17 protein-coding genes are annotated in these 22557 nt (G+C 62.0%); 6 read left to right on the forward strand and 11 right to left on the reverse strand.

Features of this window, described 5'->3' with window-relative positions; genetic code table 11:
• The first annotated feature begins 93 nt into the window (after nt 1-93).
• Complete coding sequence (locus tag JSS95_13415) at nt 94-1575, forward strand: O-antigen ligase family protein (protein ID MBS1800808.1); 1482 nt, start codon at nt 94-96, stop codon at nt 1573-1575.
• 294 nt (nt 1576-1869) lie between these two features.
• Here the strand turns inward: JSS95_13415 and JSS95_13420 are convergent, their stop codons facing one another.
• From JSS95_13420 to JSS95_13435, 4 genes are all read right to left on the reverse strand, one after another.
• Nucleotides 1870-3159: an MBOAT family protein gene (locus JSS95_13420; GenBank protein MBS1800809.1), complete on the reverse strand. Its 1290-nt coding sequence runs from the start codon at nt 3157-3159 to the stop codon at nt 1870-1872.
• A 136-nt stretch (nt 3160-3295) separates the two neighbouring features.
• Nucleotides 3296-4357, reverse strand: a complete 1062-nt coding sequence (locus tag JSS95_13425; GenBank protein MBS1800810.1) for a hypothetical protein — start codon at nt 4355-4357, stop codon at nt 3296-3298.
• Entirely contained in the window at nt 4357-4611 is a 255-nt protein-coding gene (locus JSS95_13430; protein ID MBS1800811.1) for an acyl carrier protein, read from the reverse strand. The genes JSS95_13425 and JSS95_13430 overlap by 1 nt, the downstream gene beginning before the upstream one ends.
• Nucleotides 4611-6530: an HAD family hydrolase gene (locus tag JSS95_13435; GenBank protein MBS1800812.1), complete on the reverse strand. Its 1920-nt coding sequence runs from the start codon at nt 6528-6530 to the stop codon at nt 4611-4613. The genes JSS95_13430 and JSS95_13435 overlap by 1 nt, the downstream gene beginning before the upstream one ends.
• 170 nt (nt 6531-6700) lie before the next feature.
• Between JSS95_13435 and JSS95_13440 the strand changes: the two genes are divergently transcribed.
• Nucleotides 6701-7765 carry a glycosyltransferase gene (locus JSS95_13440; protein ID MBS1800813.1) on the forward strand — a complete coding sequence of 355 codons (1065 nt, stop codon included), beginning with the start codon at nt 6701-6703 and terminating at the stop codon, nt 7763-7765.
• Between the two features lie 354 nt (nt 7766-8119).
• Here JSS95_13440 and JSS95_13445 read toward each other — a convergent pair whose 3' ends face one another.
• From JSS95_13445 to JSS95_13475, 7 genes are read right to left on the reverse strand one after another with little or no spacing between them, the layout of a single operon-like run.
• The gene (locus JSS95_13445) at nt 8120-9307 is read right to left on the reverse strand and encodes a glycosyltransferase (protein ID MBS1800814.1); all 1188 of its coding nucleotides are present in this window, start codon (nt 9305-9307) and stop codon (nt 8120-8122) included.
• Nucleotides 9304-10683, reverse strand: coding sequence for a TIGR03013 family PEP-CTERM/XrtA system glycosyltransferase (locus JSS95_13450; GenBank protein ID MBS1800815.1), 1380 nt, complete (start codon nt 10681-10683; stop codon nt 9304-9306). Before JSS95_13450 ends, JSS95_13445 begins: the two co-directional genes overlap by 4 nt.
• A gap of 18 nt (nt 10684-10701) precedes the next feature.
• Nucleotides 10702-11631, reverse strand: a complete 930-nt coding sequence (locus JSS95_13455; GenBank protein ID MBS1800816.1) for a CpsD/CapB family tyrosine-protein kinase — start codon at nt 11629-11631, stop codon at nt 10702-10704.
• Complete coding sequence (locus tag JSS95_13460) at nt 11628-12563, reverse strand: AAA family ATPase (GenBank protein MBS1800817.1); 936 nt, start codon at nt 12561-12563, stop codon at nt 11628-11630. The genes JSS95_13455 and JSS95_13460 overlap by 4 nt, the downstream gene beginning before the upstream one ends.
• Before the next feature lie 2 nt (nt 12564-12565).
• The gene (locus tag JSS95_13465; GenBank protein MBS1800818.1) at nt 12566-14104 is read right to left on the reverse strand and encodes a lipopolysaccharide biosynthesis protein; all 1539 of its coding nucleotides are present in this window, start codon (nt 14102-14104) and stop codon (nt 12566-12568) included.
• A gap of 10 nt (nt 14105-14114) precedes the next feature.
• The gene (locus JSS95_13470; GenBank protein MBS1800819.1) at nt 14115-15446 is read right to left on the reverse strand and encodes a hypothetical protein; all 1332 of its coding nucleotides are present in this window, start codon (nt 15444-15446) and stop codon (nt 14115-14117) included.
• Nucleotides 15447-15454: 8 nt separating this feature from the next.
• Nucleotides 15455-16108 carry a polysaccharide biosynthesis/export family protein gene (locus tag JSS95_13475; protein MBS1800820.1) on the reverse strand — a complete coding sequence of 218 codons (654 nt, stop codon included), beginning with the start codon at nt 16106-16108 and terminating at the stop codon, nt 15455-15457.
• Between the two features lie 548 nt (nt 16109-16656).
• Between JSS95_13475 and xrt the strand changes: the two genes are divergently transcribed.
• The 4 genes from xrt (at nt 16657) to JSS95_13495 (ending at nt 22391) form a co-directional block, all read left to right on the forward strand.
• A complete protein-coding gene (xrt, locus tag JSS95_13480) occupies nt 16657-17589 on the forward strand; it encodes an exosortase (protein ID MBS1800821.1) in 933 nt (310 codons plus the stop codon).
• Nucleotides 17586-18266: an EpsI family protein gene (locus tag JSS95_13485; protein MBS1800822.1), complete on the forward strand. Its 681-nt coding sequence runs from the start codon at nt 17586-17588 to the stop codon at nt 18264-18266. The genes xrt and JSS95_13485 overlap by 4 nt, the downstream gene beginning before the upstream one ends.
• Before the next feature lie 58 nt (nt 18267-18324).
• Entirely contained in the window at nt 18325-20625 is a 2301-nt protein-coding gene (locus JSS95_13490) for a tetratricopeptide repeat protein (protein ID MBS1800823.1), read from the forward strand.
• A 221-nt stretch (nt 20626-20846) separates the two neighbouring features.
• Entirely contained in the window at nt 20847-22391 is a 1545-nt protein-coding gene (locus JSS95_13495; protein ID MBS1800824.1) for a polysaccharide biosynthesis C-terminal domain-containing protein, read from the forward strand.
• The last annotated feature ends 166 nt before the right edge of the window (nt 22392-22557 follow it).

The raw sequence follows: 22557 nt of genomic DNA on the forward strand, positions 1-22557 counted from the left end.
CGGAAGAGCCGGGGGAGACGTCTGCCACCTATGCGCCATCTTCTGTAACCCGAGGATGCACTAGTATTTGAAGAGACGCATCAACAGTATTGTATGGGACTGTTCCTCACATTGCTCTTCATTTTGACGGCGTATCTCGGACCGGAGACGCTGTGGGGACCCATCTACGAGTTTCACATCGAGATCATCCTGGCGTTTCTGGCGACGGTGGCCTCGCTGGGCGGTTTGCAGCGCTCGCAGATCTTCAGCATCCCGCAGACGTATGCCCTGGTGGGGATGTGCTCGGCGGTCTTTATCTCGATGCTGATGGCCGGCTGGCTGGGAGGAATTCCGGCGGCGATCTTCAACTTCGTTCCCAATGCGTTCACCTTTGTGCTGGTGGCGATCAACTGCAGGACGCGGAAACATCTGCAGATGGTTGCCATCGTTCTGGCGATTGCGAGCGTCTTTACGATCGCGCGCGGATATATGGCGCTGCACGCGGGCAACTACCTGAGTCCCTACCTGATCGGCCAGGGCAACGACGAAGGCCAGGCCATCTACCGTCTGCGCGGGCTGGCGTTTATCAACGATCCGAACGACTTCGCGCAGTTGATGGTGAGCCTGATACCGTGCATGTTCTTTCTGTGGCGCAAGGGCAGCACGGGGCGCAACCTGTTCGCCGTGCTCGTGCCGGTGGGGATCCTTATCTTCGGCATGTACCTGACGCACTCGCGCGGCGGGATGCTGGCGCTGCTGGCGGTGGTGCTGTTCGCGTTCCGCAAGAAGATTGGCACGATACCGGCGACGATCATCGCCGTGGGGCTGTTTGCGCTGACGAGCGTGCTGGGGTGGTCGGGCGGCCGCGACGTGTCGGTGGAGGCGGGCTCGGGACGCATGGAGGCGTGGGCCGAAGGAATCGACCTCCTCAAGGGCCATCCGCTGTTTGGAGTGGGCTTCCAACGCTTCAGCGAGTACTTCCCCATCACGGCGCACAATACGGTGGTGGTGTGCGCGGCGGAGCTTGGGATGTTCGGGCTGTTCTGGTGGGTGATGTTTATTCTGCCGACGCTTCGCGACGCCGCTGTATGCACAAAAGGCAAAGGCGAGAGGCCTGTTGAAGAGATCGAGGAGTTGCCCTACGGGGCGTATGGTCTCCAGCGGGAGCCTGTAACCGGGCTGCGCTGGCAGCCAGCGGGCTATGTGGGCGAACCGAACGCCGACGCAATGATGGCTACCGCCACGGCTGCGCGGGAAGAGATGCAGGAGCAGACGGATGTGCCGCTCTACCTGCAGACGGATCAGGAAGACGAGAAACTGCCGCCGGAGGAGGTCAAGAGGATCGCCACGCTGATGCTGGTGAGCCTGGTGGGCTACTTCGTTGCGGGGTGGTTCCTTTCGCGCGCATACGTGATGACGCTGTTCATCTACGGCGGTATGGTGCAGGCGATCTACCGCATGGCGCTGGACCAGGGCCTTGCGCCGGAGCGCATGAAGGTACCGAAGATTGTGCAGTACTCGGCGATGTGGTCGGTCGGGCTGATCGTGATCGTGTACCTGATGCTGCGCGTGCAGCATTTGCTGGGCATTCAATAAATTTTCTGAAGAGAAATGGATCGGGCCTTCAGCCCTTTCGTGTCGGCCCGCATCTTACCTGGGCCTTCGGCCCAGGCTGGTATATTTCGCGCCTTCAGCGCGCAAGGCGGCAGTTGCTCGTGCTTGCAACCGACATTGTGTTGATACCGTGTTTCCCAGCAGCAAAGAATCCTGCAGCCACGAACGAAACTACGGGGATTCTTCGCCTGCGGCTCAGAATGACGGCCTTTGGGGTCTTGAGGCGTTTTGGATCTTGAGGCGTTTTGGGGTCATCCTTGTGAAGAAAACTCCCGCTTACATTGGGCGGAATGCGCCGAAGATGATTCCGAGGCCGTGCATGGAGTTGGCGACGAGGATCAGGCCGAGCGCGAAGTAAGCCACCGTGACGGCGTTGGCGATGTGGTAGATCACGCGGTTCTCGCGGTACTTCTGAAAGCCTGCTTTGCCGAGGCGCTTTTTGAGGAAGAGCGTGTAGTAATGCACGCAGACGACTCCTACAGCGTGCCAGACGCCGTAGAGCACGAAGTTCCATCCTGCGCCGTGCCAGATTCCCATGAGGACGAAGACGATGGCGATGGCCAGCGCGATGCAGTGCGGCGCCGATGCCGGACCGAAACGGCGCACCAGCGATTTCGACAGAGGCACGAAGACCATGTCGCGCATGTAGTTGGTGAGCGTGATGTGCCAGTGCACCCAGAACTCCTGCAGGTTGCGCCTGCGGAAGGGGCGGTCGAAGTTCTCCTGCACGTGGATGCCGAGCAGGCCGGAGACGCCGATGGCGATGTCGCAGAAGCCGGAGAAGTTGAGATAGAGGTAGGCCGTGAATCCTGCAACGGCAATGGGAAAGTCGATCCACGGGTGCGGGAGGCCGTCGGCGAGCAGGCCGTCGTAGGAGAGCTGGTTGGCGAGGTTGCCGAGGAAGACGTACTTGGTGAGTCCGATGAGGATGCGTCCCCAACTGCGGCCGATGGGGGTGACGGTACGGTCGGGGTTGTGCAGCGAGTTATGGAAGGCGCTGTAGGGATTGATGGGGCCGATGGAGAGCGTGGGCACGAAGAAGGCGAACGAGAGGTACTCGCTGAACGACGGCATGGGAGCGACGCCGTTGCGGATCTCGTAGACCATGTGCGTGAGGCGGAAGGCCATGTAGGAGAGGCCGAGGAAGAAGTCGGCGAAGTACTTGTTCGAGAACTCGTGGGGCAACAGCGTGCGCGTCCATGCGCCGGGAAGATATTTGACGACGATGAGGATGACGATGGGAAACACCAGCGGAAGCCAAGTGCCCAGCTTTTTATCGAGCAGCAGATACTGCAACGCGACGATGACGATGTACACCAGGAACATGAACGCCGAGAAGAGAAAGTACTGCTTGATGTAATGCAGGCGGACGCCGTAGGTTCCGCGCGAGAGACAGACGGCGAGAGCGAAGCCGAGGTTGACCGCGGCGAAGGCCGGCATCCTGAGCTTCGCTGGCGACCAGCGCAGAACGATGTATCCGGCGATGGGATAGAAGAGGAACGGCACTGCGAGGGTGAGCAGCAGCAGGGCGTTCCACGACTGATGGTTGAGGCCGATCAAAGGCATCGTTAGAGCGTTTCCTCCGGGTTAGAACGCCTGATAGACGAGATTGACCGACAGCGAGTCGGGCGTGATGAACAGCGTGAGGACGATGGCGGCGATCGACAGCGAGACGACGATCCCCATCAGCAGAGGGTTGACCTTAACGGGCGGAGCTGGCATAGACCTCCAGGATGGCGGGAGTAATGGCGCGGGTGAACATCTCTTTGCCGTTGTCGTTGAAGTGCTGATCGTAAAAGTAGTTGTCGTACTCGGCTGCGGGGACGTTGCGAAAGAGCGTGGCCGCGGGGATGCCGATGACGGGTGCGGATGGAATGCCGACGACCTGGGGCCAGTCCATGCGCTCGGGGACGACCTTCATTCCCTGCTCGGAGTCTTCGGGGATGTGGATGATGGCGAAGGGCACGTTCTTTTCGCGTGCGAGAGCGCCGATACGGCGTGCCCACTCGGTGTGATACGGGCCGAGGGCTTCGCGGTCGAAAGTGAAGTTCGGGTCGGCGCTGCCGTGGGCAATCATGCTGTCGACGGGAATCGCAGGCGGGGTTCGCGGCTCGGGGACGAACTTGTCGCCGTAGTAGCCGACGGCGCCGTACTCGTACTGCGAGCCGAGCCTGTCGACGAGCCGCTGGTCCTGAATGCGCTTGTTGGGGCGGATGTAGTTGACGATCTGCCGCGGCGCGCCAAGCACCTCCGCGCCATAGATGGCGACGCGGCTGCTGAAGGACAGTCCCGCGGTGGAGGCGGGGAACTCTCCCCAGCGCATCCAGCGATAGGCCTGAATGTGGGGCGAGTCGCCGTTGAGCGCGAGGCTGGGCATGTTCATGACGATCAGGCGAGCCTGGCGGTGCGCGAGGAAGTCGTTCATGAGCATGTACTGCATGTCGAGCCCCTGCCACTTGAGCGCGAGGTAGCGCACGGTGGCGGGGCGGCCGAGCTGTTTGCTGAGCTGCTGCTGGACGTAGTCCATGTCGACGCCGCGCACCAGCAGCGAGCTGCCGATGAAGAGGATGTCGACGGGGCCCTTCTCCTGAAAGATGGTGCGCTCGTCGAGCGGGCCGGTGCCGGTCTCAACGCGGATGCCAGTGTAGACGCGGTCGCGCGGCGGCAGGCCAACGACGTGCATCAGCACAGGCAGCGAAAGCAGCGTGGCGATGACGAGGATCATCGCAACGGCGTAGCGGTTGGACCAGATGGCCGGAAACATCAGACCTTCGCGCCTTCAGCGATGCGGCGCTGGATGAGGTTGGCGAACTCGCCGAGATTTTTGGTTGCCTCGACTTCGCCGACGCGGAAGCGCACGCCGAAAGCCTTCTCGACGCCGAGCACGAGCGAGATCTGGAGCAGCGAGTCCCACTCTTCGACGTCGTTGGCGCTGAGCTCGGGTGTTACTTTGACGTCGTCGAGAAAGACATCGTCGAAGACAGTCTGCATCTTTGCAAGGATTTCAGTTTGGGTCATCAGTTCTCCGGGCTGTTGGTTGGATAGGCCCTGCGGTCTATCTGAATGTGTGTGGGATGCGGCGTGAAGGCGTTGACGTCGAGCTGCCAGGTTGTGCGTTCGGGCGTGTCTTCGACGAGCGTGAAGCCCATGCGCGGGAAGAGGTCGCGGACCATGCCGTTCTTCTCCGTCGGCAGGTAGTGGCCGATGAGAGAAGAGCAACCGCGCAGCTTTGCCAGACGCACCATCTCGTTGACGACCTCATCCTCCATCTGCCGCTTGAGCACGCGGCAGCTCATCAGCCAGGTGTCGACGGTCGCGGTCTCTTCTTCGACGGCGACGATGACGACCGAGATGAGTCCATTGTCGCCGAACTTGTCGGCGAGGCGGACGCTGAAGGCGTAACGACTCCGATCGGTCAACAGCGCTTCGACCTCGGCCTCGGTGCGGCGGCGCGTGGTGACGTTGAACTGGTTGCTCTTGTTGATGAGCTGCGAGATGCGCGGGACATCGACGGGCGTGAACTCGCTGATGGTGGAGTGCATGTCGAGCGAGTCGAGGTAGGACTCCATGTCGGTGCCGGAGGAGCCCATGGCCTGCGCGCGCGCGGCCTGCTGCTGGTACTGCTCGCCGCGCTGGAGGTCGTCGGCGGTGATGGAGCGCGGCTCGAAGAAGCGGCTGTTGAGCAGCTGCGAGGCGTACTCCGCGGGATCGGGGCCGAGGTGAATGGTCTCGATCTCCGGCACGAACTGGTTGACGATCTCGATCTCGGCGGGGTTGTCGTCGACGAAGACGATGGAGTCGAGGCCGAGGTTCAGCTCCTCGGCGATGCGGCGCAGGTTTTCGGACTTCGGCTCCCAGTTGGCCTTGAAGCAGGCGATGTCGGAGAGCTTGAGCACCATCTCCGGATGCTTCTCGAACGGCTCGGCGGCGTTCTTGTAGTCGTTCTTGCTGCAGACGGCGAGCACGACGCCGCGCTTTGCCAGTGAGGCGATGGCTAGCTGAAACTGCCTGAACGCCTCGCCGCGCGCGTGGGTCCCGCCTATCTCGATGCCGGCCATGCCGTCGTCGCCGATGACGCCACCCCACAGCGTGTTGTCGAGGTCGAGTGCGAGCACCTTCTTCGACGGCTTATGCAGCGAGCGGACGATGGAGGCGACCTCGCGCGCGATGTCCACGGCGAAGTCGGAGGCGTAGAGCTGCTTGGTCTCGAACCATGCGCGCGCGTCGTAGCAGTTCATCGCTCCACGGCGAGTGGCGAGGAACTCCGCATCGCAGATGTGCACGTAGGAAGGAGCGTTGAGGCCAAGCTCAAGATTGACGGACCTGCGGAAGTTCCAGTCGGAGCCCAGCGTGCGGACGCGGTAGGGGCCGGGATCGAAGTCGGGCGCGGGCATGAAGTTCGCGATGACGATCTCGGCCCCGCTGCGCTCATGCGCTGTACGGCAGAGCGCAAGCAGGTCTTCCGCCGCGGCAACGGCGGCGGCGTGCTGCTGCTCGCGGGAGTCGGTCAACGCTCCCTGATAGACACAACGCTGGCTGGACGGAATGAGGAAGATGGCCTCGGGCTTGAAGGCGTAGAGCTCGCTTTCGGGGTCGAGTATCTCGGAGATGTAGTTGTCGTAGTCGCCCTTCCACAGCTCGGTATGCCACCAGCCTGTGGACGAGGCCGCGCCGATCATCTGCTCCAGCAGCTCGTTCAACGGATAGAGACTTGACCCGCCGGCGACCGCGAGGCGAATCGTCTTGTCGATGGTAACGGGAATGCCAGCGCGCAGGGCCTTCTTGCGCATGGTGGCCAGCGAGAGCGTCTCGGAGAAGTCTTGAGCAGCGCGAGTGGCCTCGCGAAGAGCCGGCCAGAAGTTCGTATCGCGGCCGGCGAGCAGATCGCGAACGCTATCGGCTCCGAGCCTCGTTGCAGTTACAGTTTCACCAGGCAAGCCTGCCTCTCTTTCCTGTTTGGATGATCGTTGTTCGCAACTGATGTCATCAGAATATCGTCTACTACTCTGGATGAGTTTGCGGCTTGAGCGGTTTGATGTACATTCGACACGAGCCGCCTCTCCACTTCGCAGATCCTGCCGGAAAGCGTTGCCTGCATCGACCGCACATGAAGATCGTTCACGTTGTCTACAGTCTTGAGATGGGTGGGGCGGAGATCCTGGTTGCGCAGCTCTGCCGTCTGCAACGCGCGCATGGTCACGATGTCTCGGTGGTCGCCTACAGCAACCTGGGTACGCTGGGCGAGTCGCTGGTGAGCGAGGGCTTCAGAATTTCCGTGCTGGGCGAGGCCCCGCTGGCGAAGACCTTTGTGCGCTTTATCGGTGCGCTGCGGCGCCTGAGGCCCGATGTGGTTCATTGCCACAATCCTGCGCCTACCTTGCAGGCTGCGATTCCGGCGCGGCTTGCCGGGGCAAAGAGCGTTATCGCCACGCGGCACAGCCTGGTGGCGCCGCCTTACGACATGAAGGAAGAGAAGGCGTTCAACTTCGCGGCGCGCTTCTGCGACTGGGTGGTCGGCATCTGCGATGCGACGTGCGACAATCTGCGCGGCGTTCCGGGAGCGCGCAGGGAGAAGATCGTCCGCGTATACAACGGGGTCGATCCGGTCGAAGATGCGGAGGCCCATGCGAAGGACGGCTTCACGCTGCTCTTTGTGGGACGGCTGGCCCCGGTGAAGAACCTCTCCACGCTGATTCGCGCGACGGCGCTCGCGCTGCCCCGCGTTCCAGGGCTCAAGCTGTGGGTGGTCGGACATGGACATGAGCGCGAATCGCTGGAGGCGTTGGTGCACGAGCTTGGGGTCGCCGGGAGCGTGACGTTCTGGGGCGAGCGGCTCGATGTGGCAGGGTTCTTTGCCGCGGCGGATGTCTACTGCATGTCGTCGGTCTCGGAAGGCCTGCCGATGTCGCTGTTGCAGGCCATGTCGATGGGAATGCCCTCCATCGTGACCGATGTCGGCGGTATGGCCGAAGTGGTGAAGAATGCGAAGGCGGGGCTGGCGACTCCAGTTGGCGATGCCAACGCCATGGCGGATGCGATCGTGCAGATGGCCGCCGGCCCATCGCTGAGAGGTTCTTTCGCAGACAATGCGCGCGCGGCGTACCGCGAGGACTTCACGCTCGACCGCATGGACCAGGCGTATATGGATCTTTACTGTCGTCCTCGTCAGTAACATAAGCATTTTTTATCCAGGCTGCGTAGAGGGGGCATAGCTTTAGAGGGTTTTCCGTTGAGGTGTCGTTCATCTCCGAGAACGTATTGTGTCGCGCCTTCAGCGCTCTGGTTGATCGTCGACCTGTAAGCCTGGGCCTTCGGCCCAGGCTGGTATGTTGGCGGGCCTTCGGCCCTGAAGCAAGAACTACACCTATAAGGGAAATGCTCTAATGCTTCGCCCCACAGACAAAATGCAGGTCCCTTCGACAAGCTCAGGGCAGGCTCTTCGACTGCGCTCCCTTCGGTTGCTTCGCTCAGGATGACATATCTTCGAGAGCGAGATAACGGCGAACTGTACCTGACGCTGGTCGTCTCATGCGCGTCCGCGTCCCGCTTCAAGCGGGCGGATCGATTCTCCCGGACGCGGAGTTGGCGACCATATCTTCCATAGCGGGCCCGGCGTAAATAGAAACTTGTAGAGTCCCGCGACGGCGGCGGCGTTCAGCACTAACAGCGCGCCCGCGGCCGCGGCAAACCTGTGCACGACGGGAATGTGTACGCGCAGCGAGGCCAGCGAGACCAGCCACAAGGCCCATTGCGCGATGGCGACTGCCCGCCATGCGGGCGACTGGATGCCGAGCCAGGTTGCGCTGATCAGCATCAGCAGAAAGAAGTAGGGCACCGCGAGCCGCAGCAATTTATGCGAGACGAGCTGGAAGAGGACGCGATTGCGCGGGCCGAGAATCCACGGGGCCTTCGCGACGAGCTGGAAGTTGCCCGCGAGCGTGCGCACCTTGCGCTGAAACTCACCGGCGGCCTTCGCGGGCCAGGTGTCGTTGACGATGGCATCGCGGTCGAGCACGCTGCGGTATCCCTGGCGGATGATGGAGAGCGGCTGGTACATGTCGTCGAGGATGATGCCCGCGGGAAAGGGCTGCACGAGGCTACGCCGCGCGGCGTAGAAGCCGCCGTAGACGCCGACGGGAGAGTCCACGGCGGCCTCGCAGTTGCGAATCCACTGCTCGTAGCGCCAGTAGACGCCGCTGACGGCGGAGGCGGCGGCATCGTGGCCTTCGCTGTTGAGGATGAGCTCACCCGCGACGCAGCCGACGGCGGGGTCGGCGAAATTCGTGAGCAGCTGCTGCAATGCGCCGGACGCGACCTTTGGCCTGATGTCGATGAAGAGAAGAATCTCACTGGTGGCGGCGGCGATGCCGTGGTTCAAGGCGGCTGCCTTGCCCACCTGTTCTGCGAGAAGGATGGTCTTGACGCGGCCTGTGTGGGGAAGATTGCCGAGTATCTCGGCGGTACCGTCGTTCGAGCCGTCGGAGACGACGATGATCTCGCGCACACGGGCGAGGTCGAGAGAGGCGAGGTGGTCGATCTGCTCGCGGACCTTCTGCGCGCCGTTGTGGACCGCCATCACGATGCTGACCGGCGCATCGAAGGGGCCCTTCTTCCACGGCCCTGGGCGAAGACGCGCAGCGAGAGCCATGATGAGGGGATATCCGGCGTAGACGTAGGCGATGAGCGCGAACGACAGCCAGAAGGCGGCGCTCATTGCGCACCCCGGCGCCTGATGATCGTCTTGATGGTCTCGAACATGATGAGCAGGTCGAGGCCGAGGGTCATGTGCTTGATGTAGTAGAGGTCGTATTCGAGCTTTTCGCGCGCCTGCTCGATGGTGGAGCCGTAGCCGTAGCGGACCTGCGCCCAGCCGGTAAGGCCGGGGCGGATCATGTGGCGCAGCTCGAAGTACGGGATCTTGGAAGCGAGTTCCGGCACGAACTCCGGCCGCTCCGGACGCGGGCCGACGAAGCCCATGTCGCCGCGCAGCACATTCCAAAGCTGCGGCACTTCGTCGAGGCGCACCTTGCGCATGAAGCTGCCGATCTTTGTGGCGCGTGGGTCGTCCTTCATCGCCCACTTCGCGCCGGAGGCCTCGGCGTCGGTACGCATGGTGCGGAATTTATAGACGGTGAAGTTGTTGCCTCCCATGCCGACACGTGTCTGCTTGAAGAAGATCGGCCCCGGCGACGACAGCCGGACCAGCAGGACCACGAACGGGAGGAACGGAAGAAAGAGAAGCAGGCCGGCGGCAGCGGTGAGCGTGGAGACGAAGCGCCGGGCGATCTGCTGCGAGGGGCGCACGCGAAAGCCTTCGCTATAGATAAAGCTGGAGGGGCGCAGGCCGTCGAGATAGAGCTTGCCGGTGAGGCGTTCGAGCAGAGCGCCGGACTCCTCGATGAGCACTCCGTCGAAACGCATCTTGAGCAGCTCGCGCAGCGGCAGCTCTCCGCGGCGGTCTTCCATGGCGACGATGATGCGGTTGATCTTCGGCGACTTGCGACGCAGCGACTCCAACGCCTGTTCGTAGGTCTCGCGGCGCTCGTCCTTGTCTTCGGGCAGTTCGTCGAAGCCGACGACCTCCATGCCTGCGTCTTTGCGGCCGTTGAGCATCGAGACGACCATGTGGGCGCGATCTCCTCCTCCAAGCACGTAGACGCGCTCACGAAACGCCTTCTGGCCGATGATCCACTCATAGGCGCTGCGCCATACCAGCAGGCCCAGGGTGAGAAACATCAAGCCCGACAGAAGAACGTAACGGGCCATGTCGACTTCGGGGAAGAAGTAGACGATGGCGGAGAGGAAAAACGAGAGAAAGCCCAGGACCAGCAGGAGCCGGAAGTAGATCTCCCAGCGCTCGGAGATGCGCTGCGGCTCGTAGAGGTCGAAGTAGTAGGAGAACAGCAGCGTCAGGGCGGTGAGGGCGGCGATCTTCAGGCCGCCGTACTCGTAGTTGAGGCAGATGGAGGTATTGAGCGGGCCGAGAATCAGCAGCATCGCCAGCAGAAACGATCCGCTGACGATCACCGCCTCGCACAGGAGCAGAACAATAGTGCGAGTCGGATAGTAGACGTTGAATAACCGAATCATTTGCCTTTGGGGCCCTTCCTACTCCCTGCCGGCGTTGTATCCGTAATAGTTGCCGACCTGGGGCGCCTCGTGAACGGCGTTCAACACAAACCCAAGGACGTTGGCGCCGCGCAGCTCTCCGGCTGCGCGCTGAGCAACCGGGTATTTGGTCACATTGCCGCGGGCCACAAGCAGCACGCCATCGCAGGACCGCGCCAGGTTCACCGCATCCGACACAGGCAGTACTGGCGACGAGTCGATAATGATCCAATCGAAGATGGGGGCGAGGGAGCGAAGCAGCTCGGTGAAGCGCGGGCTGCCGGAGAGATCGGCCGCCCTGTCTCCTCCGTTGCCTCCCGGGATGAAGGCCAGGCCTGCAAGCGGCGAGCGGTTCAGCCCCTGCTCCGCAGGCTCATCGCTTCGCTGGAGTATGTCCTCGATGCCTGCCTTGCCCGAAAGATAGTCCGCCAGGCCCGGGCTGGGCGAGGTACCGAGCATCTCGTGGATGGTGTAGCGGCGCATGTCGCCGTCGATCAGCAGCACCTTGTTGCCTTTGTGCCGCGCGAGGCTGACGGCAAGGTTGGACGCAACGAAGCTCTTGCCCTCCTGCGGCATGCCGCTGGATACGAGCACGGACTTGATGGGGCGGATGTCGCGCGACTCGTTGAGCCGCGAGCGCAGGCTGCGGAACTGCTCGACCGAGGGGCCGCGATCCATCATCGCGGGCAATTTGTCGATCGAAGGGTTCCAGGAGTGCTTTGCGATGCTTTCAAAGCTGAGTCCTCCGGCGGTTGTGCCGGGCCGGTCGTCGGCAGGCACGGAGAACTGGGGATGCACATACTGCGCTTCGGGCTCGAACTCCGCCACGACGGCATGCGCCGGCTGTTGCTCCACGGCCTCGAAGGCGGGCGCGGGGTCTTGTTTCCGCTCTGATTCTGCCTTTTGCAGTGCTTCGTAAATGCGGCTCATCGATCCTGCCTTCCCTTGGAATCTGCCTCAAATGCCGTGATGAAGCCGTGCGAATCCGCGCCCGGCCCGCGTATCGGCTCAGCTCCCCTGCCGCCCATGGCGACCGAAGAGATCAAAAACGGCTGCGTCTCCAGCTCAAGCTCTACCGCAACACCCTCGACGATGGCTACCGTTACCTGCTGCACCTGTTCCACGTAAGCCACGATCAACGAGTGTTCGCAGAGGAGGTTGATGATGCGCGGGATGCCGCGGCTGTAGCGATGCACGAGCGCGAGGGCCTCGGGCGTAAAGATCGGCGCGGCGGCCCCGGCAAGGCGCAGTCTCTCGGTGACGTAGGCGCTGGTCTGGTTTTCGGTGAGCGCCTGGGTGCGGCACCACAGGGCGACGCGCTGGCGAAGCTGGCGCACGCTGGGGTGGCGAAGCTTCTCCTCAAGCTCGGGCTGGCCGGAGAGGACGATCTGCAACAGCTTCTCAGACGAGGTCTCGAGGTTGGTGAGCAAGCGAATCTCTTCGAGCAGCTCCCAGGAGAGGTTTTGCGCCTCGTCGACGACGACGACACAGGTCTCGTCCATGCGGTAGCGCTCGATCAGCCAGCGATTGAGCTGCAACAGCATTCCGGACTTCGTTCTTGTGGCTGGAGTGATGCCGAAGTCGGTGAGGACGAACTCGAGGAAGTCGAGCACCTCAAGCCGGGGGTTGAAGACGAACGACGTTGCAATGCGGCGTCCCCTGAAGGAGGCGAGCGCGCGCTTGAGCAGCGTGGTCTTGCCGGTGCCGACCTCGCCGGTGAGCACGGTGAATCCCTTGCGGGCGGAGATGCCGTACTCCAGGCAGGCGAGGGCCTCGCGCGTGTGCGGCATCATGTAGAGGAACCGCGGGTCGGGGCTGGTGCCGAAGGGGCTGGTATGCAGATGGAAGAAAGCGTTATACATCGTTAGCCACCTGTACTCGTCAGCGGTTTGGCCGAAGCGCCGAGGTCAGGCTTCGAGCGCCTGAAGAGTCCCCGCTTCGGCTTCAGGTCGGCGAGGTCGCCGGTAAACGAGATGACGCCGAGGGTGGGCAGCTTGGTGAAGGCCCACACATCGCGCTCGGTGCGCAGCGCCGTATCGCGATACTCGCGCCAGGCCACCAGCATCAGGCCGAGGATGAAGCCCGCGGCAAATCCAGCGCCGACGAAGACGCCGCGCTTGGGGAAGGTGGGGCTGTCGGGAAGATTGGGTTCGTCCATCACTTTGAAGTTCTCTCCCTGCTGCCTGCGCTCGAGATCGGTCGCCATCTTGGAGGCGTTCATCTTCTTCAGCAGGTCGTCGTAGAAGGCCTGCGCGGTCTGGTAGTCGCGCGTGACGTTCTTGTACTCCTCCTGCACGAGCGGGCTCGATGAGATGCGGCCCTGGTACATCCTGATCTGCGACTCGATGTTGGCCTGGTCGTGCTGCTTCTGGAGGATGCCCTGCTCGATCGCCTTCAACTGGGCGCGAAGCTGCTGCACCGCCGGAGAGTCGTTGCGGTTGGGAGCGGAGGTGACGGAGCCGGCCGCCGGCGCCGCGGGTGCGGCAGCGATCTGCGCGCGAAGCTCCTTGATCTTGCGCTTCACGGCGACGACATCGGGATAGTCGTCGGTGTAGCGCTTGGTCAGGTCGGACTCTTCGGCGAGGAGGGTTTGCAGCTCAGTCTGCTGCGTGCTCAGACTGGACGAGCCTGCGGCGCCGCCAGTCGCGGGAGTGTTGATGCTCTGCTGCGCCAGCATGGCCTCGATGTAGCTGCGGTCCTGCTGCATGCGTGCCAGTTGCTGCGTCGCGGCGTCAAGCTGCGTGTTCAGGCTGGTCATCATGTTCATGTTGGTGGCTTCCTCGCCGGGAAGCCTTCCCATGTACTTCTGCTGGAACGCGGCGAGCTTTGAATCCTGATCGTCGAGGGTGCGCTTGGCATCGGCAAGCTGGCCCTTGAGGAAGTCCGTTGTGCCTTCAGCCGACTGCGCGCGCGCGCTGAGGTTCTGGCTGACGAAGAGCGAGGTGATCTCTCCGCAGACGAGCTGCGCCGTGCGGGCGTCGTTCGCCTTGAAGGCGATGAAGAAGCCCGGCAGGCCGCCGGTGCGCGCCATCTCCGAGTGGATGGGCTTGATGTTGATGTCCTTGCGGACCTGGTCGATGCGGTCGTCCATCGTCATGCGCTTGGTGCCGTAGAGGTTGAAGCGCTCGATGATGGGCTGGAGCCGCGAACGGCTGAGGATCTGCTCCTTCATGGAGGCCAGTCGGGCGGTCAGGTCTTCTTCGATGACGGGCTTGACGTAGTCCTCGGGCACCTTCTGCTGCTCCACCAGCACGAGGGTCTGCGAGACGTACTGCGGCGGAACGACATAGGTCAGTCCCAACCCGATCAGCGTCAGCAGGACCGCCGGAAGCGCAATCATCCATCCCCTGCGCTTGAGAATCGCGAGATAGTCGTCGAGCGTAAGTGCGCGATGTCCTAACATGAATAAACTCCTAAAAATCGCCGAGGCGTGTAGACCGCGGCGTCCAAGAAACACCAAATGCAATTGAGTGCGAAAGCCCGTTGAAGATGTTCTGCCCTGCCAGGACGTTGTTCACGCCCTGGTTCTGCGCCGAATAGCTGGCGTAGCCGGAGACCGTCCTGGTAAACGCGTGCATCACCTGGAGCGTTCCATACTGTGTATTGATCGCCCCGTTCGGGGAGACTCCCGCTGGCGCAACGGCGAGCAGGCGCGAGGAACGGATGTAGTTGAAGACCGCCGAGGCCTGCCAGTCGCGCGTGAAGTTGTGGCTCACTGAGGCCGAGAAGCTGTCCGATTCCGCGCCCGCAAAGACGCCCGACCCCGCATTGACGCCATGATTGTAGTGCAGCCCCAGGCTGGTCAGCTTGCGGGAGTACGAAAGGCCTGCATCGACGAAGGCGTTGACGCGGGCCGGATCGACCTGCGCCGCCGAACTCGAGATCCACTGCGGACCGGCGGAGACGGTGGAAGCGAGCGCCCTGGTCCAGTTGTGCACGTAGGTCAGGTTGAGGCCCTTGGTCTGGTAGGTGACATTATTCACCGGATAGCCGGGAATGTTGTTGTACAGACCGCTGGTATCGTAGGCCGAGTAAACCGCACTCAGACTGACGGAGTTGCGGATGTTGATGGTGTGGTTCACCGCCACCTGGCCTGTGGTTGATGTTGTATCCAGGCCTGCGTTCTGATCGAGGAAGTGCAGGATGGAATACGAACCCATGCCGCTGATCGAGGTCTTGCCGGTAAGCAGCCGCTCGATATTGCCGCTTACCGTGTTCCCGATGCGGTTTGCCGAATAGGTCAGGATGCCTCCGGCCGGTCCGGTGGAGGGTCCCTGCAAGGGCAACGTCCCGATGGGGCCAACGCCTGCGATGCCAGCGATACCCGTGGTGGGCGACTGCGGCAGGTAGCTGAACGAGTCCGTCACTCCCAGCACCCAGCGGCGGGCGATGAGCGACTGCGAGACGGCGACGTTCTGGTAGGTGGTGACCCCCTGGCCAGCCTGGCCGAAGAGGACTCCCCCCGCATAGAGCATCGTGAACGGATGGGTCTGGCTCAGCGACTCGTAACCGGCGGTACCCGAGAGCGCGGTGGTACTCGCAACATTGCCGGCGCCGTAGTAGCCGAACTGGATCAGCTCGGTCGCGCTGAGAGCGTAGTGGACTGTGCCGTCGACCCAGGAGAGCCGGGGGCGAGCGGATACCGCCTGGTCGGGAGTTGCCAGTGTGGCCGTCGGCGTGGCCTGACCGTAGCCGAAGGTCCCGAATGCGAGCAGCATCGCCGAGATGGAAAAGAGGATCTTCATCGGTAGTCTCATGGGACGACGATCGTATCTCCCGGCTTGAGTTCGGGGCCCTGCGCTTCGCCTTTCAGCGCCTGCTTGTAGTTGAACGGAATCTTCTCCTGCTTGCCGCCTTCATTGCGCAGGATGTAGATCTTCTTGGAGTTGGCGTAGGCAGTCAGGCCTCCGCCGGCGGCGATGGCCTGGAGCGGCGTCATGCCTGCCGTCATCATCACCGGGCCGACCTTTCCGACCTCGCCGACGAGGAAGACCTTCTGGCTGTTGACCGACATCACGACGACGGAGACGTTCGGGTCCTGAATATACTTCTTGAGCTTGACGGTAATGTCGTCGGCAAGCTGCATGGGGGTTCTGCCCGCGGCGGGCAGATCGCCGACCAGCACCATCGAGATTCTGCCGTCGGGACGGACCGGAACGGTCCCCGAGAGCGTCGGCTCCTTCCAGACCGTGATCTGGAGGGTATCTTCGGCGCCGATAACATATCGGGTGGCATCGACGCCCGCTCCAGCAGAGGGAGCGGGTGGCTGCGCAGGCGTTGCGGCAGAAGGAGCTGCCGGAGGCGGAGCCTGCTGCGCCAGCGCGACGGTTGTCGAGGCGAGCAGAAGGGCCAGCAGACCGGCCCCCAGTCTCCTCTTGTGTTGAGCTTCCGGGTTGCGACCGATCATCGACAGCGTCGAACCATCCTCAATCTGCCCAGACAGCACACCTGAGCCAATCTTTCCGTGGGACATCCCGATTCTTTCTCCCTGCATTCCGCGTTAGATGCCGTCCGAACGAGAAACCGAAGTTCGCTCGCCAATGGAGGTAGCTTCAGTCTCACTCTTGTGTGCCCATCTATATCTACTGTGGAGCCTTATCGACCCTCAATAGCACATTCGTGGACACTCAATTGCATATCCAGCACATCAAGGGCCAAAACCATCCCCGGAGCGATTTTATTTGATTCCAACTCCAGGAAGCCTTGGAAGTTTAAAACCTGCCTGCTTTCCGGGACTTTTTCGCAGACTCCATCCCAGCATGGGGTGACCACTCCTCATGGTATGCAGAATGGCGGCCAATGTGGGAAAACTTTTTCATATTTACATACAACTATGGTCGGTGGTCTTCTCACCTTTTGGTTTCGACACGGGGGAATCGAGACCGAATAGAATTCCGAAGAGCGGCATCCTAATTGCTTACAGGTAACGTAGTGGATCAGAATGTTTCATCAATGATGACCGGTACCGAAACCATACAGCTTCCGCCGGAGACCTCTGGCGGGCCCACCGATTCGGTCGCAGCGATGCTGCGCCGTGTCCCTGCCAGGGCATGGGTTCCGGTTGCCATAATTGCGGGCCTGCTGGTCGCGCTCTATCTGCGGGTTGCGATCAAGCTGGTCGTCGACTGGTACAACATCGCCGACTACTCGCACGGGTTCCTTGTTCCCTTCTTCTCGCTGTTTCTGTTGTGGGACAAGCGGAAAGAGATCGCGGCGACGCCGGTCAAGCAATCGTGGGCGGGAGTTCCGCTTGTCGCCTTTGGACTCATCGTTCTGATCTTCGGCATCTACGGCGTCGATCTGTTTACATCGCGGATCTCGTTCGTCATCCTGCTGGCGGGACTGATCTGGACGTTCTTCGGCGGCGCGATGCTCAGGGTGTTGCGGTTTCCTGCGCTCGTTCTGCTGCTGGGCATTCCCTTCCCGGCGATTGTCTTCAACCAGATCACATTCCCGTTGCAGCTTCTGGCCTCGCGGTTTGCCAGCATGATTCTTCCCCTGCTCGGCGTGCCAGTCCTGCAAGAGGGCAATGTGATTCAACTGCCGGTGATGAAGCTGGAGGTGGCTGAGGCGTGCAGCGGCATCCGCTCGCTGATGAGCCTGTTCACGCTGGCGGTCTTCTACGGCTATTTTCTGGAGAAGACAACCAGCCGCCGCGTGATTCTTGCGCTGGCCAGCATCCCGATTGCGGTGGCCGCCAACGTTGCCCGCATCGTGGGCACGGGGCTTTGCGTACAGTACTGGGACCCCAACAAGGCACTGGGCTTCTTCCATGAATTTTCTGGCTGGGTGATGTTCCTCGTCTCATTGTCATGCCTCTATCTGGTGCATCGCGCGATGCAGCTTGTTGTTCCGGCCAAGACGCCTGCGAAGAAGGAGGCTGCATGAGGTCGACGCGCTTCTGGACAACGGTGGTTCTGATGGTGCTGACGCTTGGGCTGCTGGTGCATCGCGGCGACGCGGACAATGTGCCGCCGAGCGACCCGCTGAGCATGATGCCAACAAACATCGAGGGCATGACCTCGCACGACATTCCTATGGACGACGATGTCCTGGCGGTGCTGGGCAAGGGCGATTTTCTCAACCGGCTGTATACGTATCCGAACCCGCAGCTTGTGGCCTCGCAGCCTGGCGCGGGCCCGGGAGCGGCGTATCCCATTGGGGTTTTTATCGGCTACTTCGCCACGCAGCGCAGCGGACAGTCCATCCATTCGCCGCAGCACTGCCTGCCCGGAGCAGGCTGGACGTTTGAGTCTCGGGACTACACCGCCATCGAGGACATCAACGGCAAGCGCTTCAACGTTGGGGAATACATTATCAACAACGGAGAGTCGCGGCAGTTTGTCATCTACTGGTACCAGGCGCATGGGCGGAGCATCGCGAATGAATACCGCGCCAAGGCCTACATGCTGGCGGATGCGATCCGCGAGAACCGCACCGACGGCGCGCTGGTCCGCGTCATCACCCCGATTGCAAGCGGAGAGTCGGTCGACTCCGCCCGCCAGCGGACAGTTCGCTTTACAACCCACATGACACCTTATCTGTCGCAGTTCATTCCGAACTGAGCGGACGCGCCAATTGGAAAGGATTTTTTTGATGGAAGTCAGTTTGAGGAGCCGCACGATGAAGATGTTCCCCCTTCGCACAGCGTTTCGAGTTACCGCCACGACGCTTGCTGTCTCGCTTGCACTTGTCTCTGTCTCCGGCTGCTCTCGCGACCCCAATAAGCAGAAGCAGAAGTACCTGGAGAGCGGCAAGCGTTATGTTGCCGAAGACAAGCTGAAGGAGGCTGCGATCCAGTTCTCGAACGCGCTGAAGGTCGACCGCAACTTCGCGGATGCGCACTATGAGCTGGCGAAGGTGTACCTGAAGCAGGGCTCGGCCATGCCCGGTTACGCCGAGCTGATGCGGACGGTCGACCTTGCTCCGAGCAATGTCAAGGCGCGGCTCGACCTGGGCAACCTTCTGCTTGCGGGCAACGCACTGGACCGCTCGACGGCGCAGGCTGAGGCCATTCTCGCGCTGGACAATAACAATGCCGATGCGTACGCGCTTCTCTCGGCCATTGCAGCGCGCAAGGGCGACCGCGCCGAGGCGCTGACGCAGATTCAGAAGGCGCTCTCGATCGACCCGAACCGCTCGAACTTCCATACGTCGCTCGCCGTGTTGCAGGCCGGCGACCCGGCAACGGCGCCGCAGGCCGAGGGCGAGGTGAAGAAGGCCATTGCGCTCGACGGCAAGAACGTCAACTCGCGCATTGTGATGGCGTCGATTCTACAGAGCAAGGGCGACGTGAACGGAGCGCTGGAGCAGATGCAGGCGGCAGTCGCCGCCGATCCGAAGAACCTGCTGGCGCGTTCGGGCCTGGCCGACCTGTACCTGCGCCAGAACAACGCAGCCAAAGCCGAAGAGGTGCTGCGCAAGACGGCCGACGATATGCCTGAGGACACGGCGGGAGCGGAGATGCTGTCGGCGTACTACCTGCGCACGAACCAGCTTGATCGCGGCGTCGCCGCCTATGCCGAGCTTGCAGCGGCGCACCCGAAGAGCACGCCGATCAAGGTTGGCTACTCGCGGCTGCTGCTGGCCAAGAAGGACCTGCCGAAGGCGCGCGAGGTGGTGAAGCAGTTAGTCGATACGGATGCGATGCTGCCCGACGTTGCGGTGCTCAACGGCAGCCTGATGATGAACGACGGCAAGACGAACGATGCCTTCGAGATGTTTCAGAAGGCGGCGAAGGCGAATCCTGACAACGCGCAACTGAAGATATGGCTGGGCCGCGCGGCCCGCGCCAAGGGAGACATTCCGGCAGCGCAGCAGGCGTTCCGCGACGCGACCCGGCTGAACCCGCGCAGCCCCGAGGCGCAGGAGGGTCTGGCGCAGATCTCGATCGACCGCCGCGACAGCACGACGCTGGCGCAGGTGGGAGAGGCGACGATCGCCGCAGACCCGAAGTCGGCCAATGGCTATATCTGGCGCGGCATGGCCGAGGCGAGCCAGAAGTCGTATGACAAGGCAGAGGCGGACTTCAAGCAGGCGATCAAGATCGCTCCCGAGAACGGGAACGGCTATCTGGAACTGGCGCAGTTGCGCCTGATCCAGAAGAACAATACAGAGGCGCGCTCGCTGCTGGAGCAGACGCTGGCGCGCAATCCGAACTCCGCGCCGGCGCTTGGCCTGCTGGCCTCTACGTATCTGGCGGACAAGCAGCCCGCCAAGGCGATCGGCCGCGTGCAGGAGCAGATCGCGAAGTCGCCGCAGAACGCGGCGATGTACACGCTGCTCTCCGACATCCAGGGCCGCAACGGCGACAACGCCGGGGCGCTGGCCTCCGCGGAGAAGGCGATGGAGATTAATTCCAGCGACTCGAATGCGGTCGTCGCCTACACCCATGCTCTGGTGGCGAGCGGCGACACGAGCAAGGCGATGGCGAAGTGGCAGCAGTGGACCGGCTCGCACCCGAACGATTCTGGCGCGTTTACGATCCTTGGCAGCCTTCAGGAGGCGCAGGGAGACCAGAGCGCTGCGATGGCCTCATACAAGAAGGCGCTACAGATTCAGCCGGAGCAGGCCGTGGCCGCAAACAATCTCGCTTACCTGATGATTGAGACCGGCCAGAACATGGATGTGGCGCTTTCGCTGGCGCAGACGGCGCGGCGTAATCTGCCGAACTCGTCGAGCACGGCGGACACGCTGGCCTGGGCTTACTACCACAAGGGCAACTACTCGTCGGCCCGCGACCTGCTTGAGGATGCGCTCAAGGTCGAACCGAACAATGCTTCGATTCACTACCACCTTGGCCTGACGTACTCCAAGCTGTCGGACAACGCCAATGCCGCTCTTCACCTGAAGAAGGCGGCGGCACTGGCTCCCAACACGCAGACGGCGAAGGACGCCGAAAAGGCGCTGGGCCAGCTTGGGTAGGGCAATTTTCCGTCAGGCGTGGTTCTTTCGACGTGGATTTATATCGCGCTTTCAGCGCTCAGAGCCTTGATTGTCATCGCTTACCTGGGCCTGCGGCCCAGGCTGGTATATGTTGGGCCTTTGGCCCTTGGACGACACATGAGTGAAAAATGCTCTAAAACAATCCGCTCTCTGCCGGACTGTGAGATCGCAGCCCGGCCGAACCAGTTTTCAGGGACCTTGTGAACAGTAAAACCATCGCCCGCAACACGGCCTGGTATGGCCTTGAGAACCTGATCGGCTTTGGCACATCGCTGATCACGTCGATCGCTATCGCCCGCACGCTGGGGCCGGCGAAGATGGGGTACATCATCTACGTCAGCTGGCTGGCGAGCATCGTCAGCAGACTGGGCTCGGTCGGCATCCCGGAGACGACGCGCAAGTATATGGCGGAGTTTATCGGCGGCGGCAACTACTCTTCCGCCCGCTTTATCTACTTCCGCACCTTCTTCATTCAGACGGCGCTCGCCGCTGTGGCCACGCTGGGCGCAACCATATGGGTGCTGCACGATTCTCCGGCGGAGTACCGCGTGGCTTCGCTGCTGCTGGTCTTCGGCATCCTGCCGGCGATGTCGAACTTCGTCTCGGCGCAGGCCAACGTCGCGGCGGAGAACCTCTCAGCAAATCTGCCCGCGTCGCTGGCATCGACGGCAACCTACTTCATCCTGACTCTTGCAGCGGTCGTGCTGAACTGGGGAGTGAACGGCATCGCCTTTGCGATGTTTGCGATGCGCCTGGTGGATTTTCTGGTGCGCATCTTCCCCACGATGCGCCGCATCCACGGCTGGGACAGCGGACACGACCATCCTCCGGCCGATCTGCGCGCGCGCATGACGAGCTTCGCTATACAGAGCGTGATGGGGATGTTGCTCGCGCTTGTGGTCTGGGACCGCTCGGAGTTGTTCCTGCTGAAACACCTCTCGACCGATATCCGGCAGGTGTCCTTCTACTCGGTCGCGTTCGGCCTGGCAGAGCGGCTGCTGCTCTTCCCGACGATCTTTGCGGCGGCGACCGGGGCCAGCATTCTTGCGCAGTACGGGCGCGACAGCTCGAGGCTGCCGGGGATGGTTGCTTCTTCGGCGCGTTACCTCGCCCTCATCTCCATTCCGGTGCACGTCATCGCCGTGCCGCTGGCGGCGCCGGTACTGCTGGTGCTCTACGGCAAGCAGTATGTCGGCGCGCTGGTGGTAGCGACGGTGGCGCCGCTGCTCTGCCTGCCGAAGGCTTTCCTGGGCCCGATACAAAGTCTTTTTGAGAGCGTCGACCAGCAGAAGTACTTCATCGTCGCCACCATTATCGCTTCGTTCGTCGATATTGGCGTTGCGTGGCTGCTCATCCCGGCACACGGAGCACTGGGCGCCTGCATCGGCAGCGGAGCAGCGCAGATCACGGCCGTGGGACTGATGTGGGCCGCGGGAATCAGGAAGTACAAGATTCGGCTCCCGTGGGCCTTCCTGTTCAAGCTCACAGCAATCAGCACTGCCGCCTCGCTTGCGGCTTATGGCCTTGCCGCACACCTGAATGCGCTTGAGGGTCTGATTGCAGGCAGCATCGCGTCGATCATTGTGTTCTTTACGCTCGCCTACATCTTCAAGATGCTGGAGCCGGAGGATTGCAGCCGGTTCAAGGTGATATCGAACGCGCTTCCCCGCCGCCTGGCTTCGCCGATCAACTCGATGATCGACCTGTTTGCCCGGCGCATGGAGCCGAGTTCCACAACTGTCTAGTGTGGTGCGTCTGAAGTTCTCAACATAACTTGAGGTCTGAACCGCAGGTCCTTCGACTCCGCAAGCCGCAAAACGCGCGGCAAAAAAATAGTGCGGAGAAGACCTCCGCACTACGATTGGGATCCAGTAAAGGACCAAGTTCCTACTGAAGGGCTCCCGGCACCTC

This window comes from Acidobacteriota bacterium, from assembly GCA_018268895.1.
In the GTDB taxonomy this organism is placed as follows: domain Bacteria; phylum Acidobacteriota; class Terriglobia; order Terriglobales; family Acidobacteriaceae; genus Edaphobacter.